This window comes from Bacillus sp. JJ1474 (genome assembly GCF_036965225.1).
Lineage (GTDB): Bacteria > Bacillota > Bacilli > Bacillales > Cytobacillaceae > Cytobacillus.
In genome coordinates this window covers 29000-32611 of the sequence record NZ_JBALPC010000013.1, presented here as the reverse complement: position 1 = coordinate 32611, position 3612 = coordinate 29000, and the positions used below count along the sequence as shown (strand labels likewise).

At 36.0% G+C, this 3612-nt stretch carries 3 protein-coding genes (1 of these 3 running past the window's edge); 2 read left to right on the top strand and 1 reads right to left on the bottom strand.

Translation table 11 applies throughout. From position 1 onward, the window contains the following. Positions 1-324: 324 nt before the first annotated feature. Positions 325-1896, top strand: coding sequence for an APC family permease (locus V7164_RS02495; protein ID WP_335344668.1), 1572 nt, complete (start codon positions 325-327; stop codon positions 1894-1896). A 79-nt stretch (positions 1897-1975) separates the two neighbouring features. Then, positions 1976-3304 carry an argininosuccinate lyase gene (gene argH / locus V7164_RS02490; RefSeq protein WP_335353337.1) on the top strand — a complete coding sequence of 443 codons (1329 nt, stop codon included), beginning with the start codon at positions 1976-1978 and terminating at the stop codon, positions 3302-3304. Between the two features lie 80 nt (positions 3305-3384). On the opposite strand, the gene V7164_RS02485 is transcribed toward argH, so the two are convergent. Then, positions 3385-3612: the 3' portion of a phosphate-starvation-inducible protein PsiE gene (locus V7164_RS02485; RefSeq protein WP_335353336.1), read on the bottom strand. It continues 117 nt past the right edge of the window; 228 of the gene's 345 nt are visible here — the last part of the coding sequence; its start codon lies beyond the right edge, outside the window; its stop codon occupies positions 3385-3387.

Genomic DNA, 3612 nt, shown 5'->3' with positions numbered 1-3612 from the left:
ACTGTTGGGAACCACCCTCAACAGTCTTTCTTTTTTTGGAAATAATAAAAGCAATAAAGTTGACTAACAATTTAAAATTTTTCTTGCGTTTCATCAAAGCGTTAAATATAATTTGTTTTAGGGTAATTGTCGAATATATACCCTTAAATAAGATTTATTATTCAAACACTTCGTTTTACTTAATAAGTTTGAGAGGAGAGTGTTCGGAAAATAAGAAAAATAGAAAAATTAATAATAATCTTTCGTGTAGTTAAAAATAAAATGATTAGCTATTCTGGGGATTTTATTGAAGAAACAATATAACTCTAAGAGAGAGGGAACTTCATGAATCAAGAACAATATTTGAAAAAGAGAATGGGATTTTGGTCGCTAACAGCACTATCTCTCGGTGGAATTATTGGATCTAGTTGGCTTTTTGGACCATGGGCAGCAGCAAAATTAGCTGGTCCAGCAGCGATTATGTCTTGGATAATCGGTGCAATTGCAATTACACTTATCGCTCTTATTTATGCTGAATTAGGAAGGGTTAAGCCTGAAACAGGCGGACTAGGCCGCTATCCCCTTTATTCCCATGGGACAATGCTTGCTACAGTGACTAGTTATTCCATCTGGTTTGGATACTGTGCAACTGCACCAGTGGAATCCGCAGGTGTTATCCAATATGCAAATCAGTTTTGGCCAGGACTGTATGATATTACGAAAGAACAGCTTACTACGACTGGTATGTTTGCTTCGGTAGTTTTGATGGCATTCTTTGTAGTTTTTAACTATTTTGGGGTAAAATTATTTGCTGTTACAAATACAGTGATTACTACAATTAAATTTATTGTTCCTGTCCTAACAATCATTGCTTTTTTTATGACAGGTTTTCATCCAGAAAACTTTACAAGCCAAGGGTTTGCACCGAATGGATATGGTGCGGGATTAAGTGCAATCTTAACAAGTGGGATCTTTTTTGCCTATACTGGATTCGGTAACGTCGTCATGATGAGTGGAGAGGTTGTCAATCCTAGAAGAAATATTCCATTAGCTTTGATTACTTCCCTTGTCGTTGCAGCTATATTATATGTGTTACTCCAAATCGTTTTTATTGGAGCTGTTCCACCAGATATGCTCGCTAATGGCTGGAGCGGGATTAAGTTCGATTCTCCTTTTGCTAATTTAGCAATGATGGCGAACATGGTTTGGCTATCATGGATCATTACAGCTGATGCTATGGTTTCCCCTACAGGTTCTGCACTAACTTATACAGCCGGAACTTCAAGACATGTTTTTGGAATGGCAAAAAGTAAGTTCTTACCATCTTATTTTGGAACGATTAACAAACGTTTTGGTGTACCAACTCGTGCACTTGCTCTTAATTTCTTTATCGGTTTGCTCTTTTTATTCCCATTAAAAAGCTGGACTGCGATTGTGGCCATTGTTGGAGCAATTGGTATTTTTAAATATGCTTCTGCCTGTGTGACTGTCATGGTTTTCCGGAAGGTCGGTTTAACGCAAAACAACGGTCTTCCAGGGATGCGTATTATTGCCCCATTAGCCTTTGTTTTTGCTACGCTTCTTATTTATTGGACAAACTGGAGCAGGGTACAACTTGCAATTACAGGATTGATTATTGGTATTGGCGCTTATTTAGTTTCCCACTTTATCAATAAATACAAAACAATAGAAATTATTGGTGGAATTTATCTTGTTGTTTATATTTTAATGCTTGTTGGACTTTCCTATTTAGGAAACTTTGGAGGACATGGAATCATCCCTGAACCATTTATGTCGATTATTGCGGCAGTTTTAGGATTTATTTTTTACAATTTTGCGGTATCAAATGGCGTTTGGTATATGCGTAAAAAAGGAAATATTGAAGAATTACAGGAAAGTATTTCTAAAATATCTTAATATTAATGTTAGTGATAGGCATACACATATCAATGGTACTTGTCTATTGAAGATTCAATGAAAAGAGGTTGAAGTATAAGTGAAACTTTGGGGCGGACGCTTTACAAAACGAGAAGATGAAATCATGGAGAAATTCAATACTTCTCTGCCTGTAGATCATCGACTATATTATGAAGATATAAATGGAAGCATCGCGCATGTTTCAATGCTTGTAAAATGTGAATTATTGACTGAGTCTGAAGGAAATTTACTAATTAGCGGACTTGAATCGATTTTAAAAGATATCGAATCTGGCAGTTTGAAAGTAGAAGGAGATTATGAAGATATCCATTCTTTTGTGGAAATGAATTTGACACAAAGAGTTGGTGAAACCGGGAAAAAGCTTCATACGGCAAGAAGCCGAAATGATCAAGTTGCTGTTGACATGAGACTTTATGCAAAGAATAAAGCACGAGAAGTTATGTCATCGCTGCAGCAGCTGATTGATTCGTTGAATAAGAAAGCTGCTGACAATAATGTCATGATGCCAGGGTATACCCATTTGCAGCGAGCACAGGTAGTTACATTTAGTCATCATTTAGGTGCATATGTACAAATGTTCAGCCGTGATAAAAAAAGAATTGAAAATGCGATCGGCATATTGGATGAAAACCCTCTAGGCTGCGGCGCATTGGCTGGAACAACCCATAATATCAATCGCCAAATAACTACTGATCTATTAGGTTTTTCTAAACCGGTAGACAACTTCTTAGATGGTGTAAGTGATCGCGATTACTTACTTGAGCTTATGTCTGGTTTTTCCATTACCATGATGCACTTGAGCAGATTGAGCGAAGAACTGATTCTTTGGAGCAGCCAAGAATTCAAATTTATCGAAATGGACGATGCGTATTCAACCGGCAGCAGCATCATGCCACAAAAGAAAAATCCTGATGCTGCTGAATTAATTAGAGGAAAAACAGGCAGAGTATACGGCTCCCTTTTCTCATTATTAACTACACTAAAGGGCTTACCACTAACTTATAATAAAGATATGCAAGAGGATAAGGAACAGTTTTTCGATTCCCTTGATACGGTATTAGATTGCCTTGAAATCATGGCAAAAATGATCGATACCCTGCATGTAAAGGAAGAAAACATGAAGTCTGCTATTAGAGCAGGGTTTTTAAATGCCACTGAAGTTGCCGATTATTTAGTAAGCAAAGGAACAGCCTTTAGAGATGCCCACGAAATTGTCGGCAAAATCATCATTTATTGTGAAGAGCAAAAGAAAGCGATTGAAGATTTAACGATTGAAGAATTAGCGAAGTTCAGCGGAAACATTGCAGATGATATTTACGAATACATCGATTATGAAAATATATTGGAAAAAGGGAATAAAAAGCTTATTAAGCAAATAACGAAATAATTATTTTTAGACAGGGCTAATCAAATGATTGGTCCTGTTTGCTTTCAATGATCATTCACCTACAAAATGCTTTTACTATTCTATTTTGTCCTTGGAGTAATATGCATCATGTAATATCCAATAATGAGAACCAAAATTACTAGTGAATAAATAAGTGTATGAAGCGGGTTTTCGTGGTCCACAATAATCAGTCTCAGCATTGCGGTAATGCCAATATAGATAAAGTATCGAAGGGGAAAATGATAATTTTCTTTGAAATACTTAACAATCATTGAAATAAATTCAAAATACAGAAAGAAAATTAATAT

Excerpts from the sequence above, each read along its gene's own strand:
- V7164_RS02495 (WP_335344668.1), top strand. The coding sequence starts at position 325 with ATGAATCAAGAACAATATTTGAAAAAGAGAATGGGATTTTGGTCGCTA.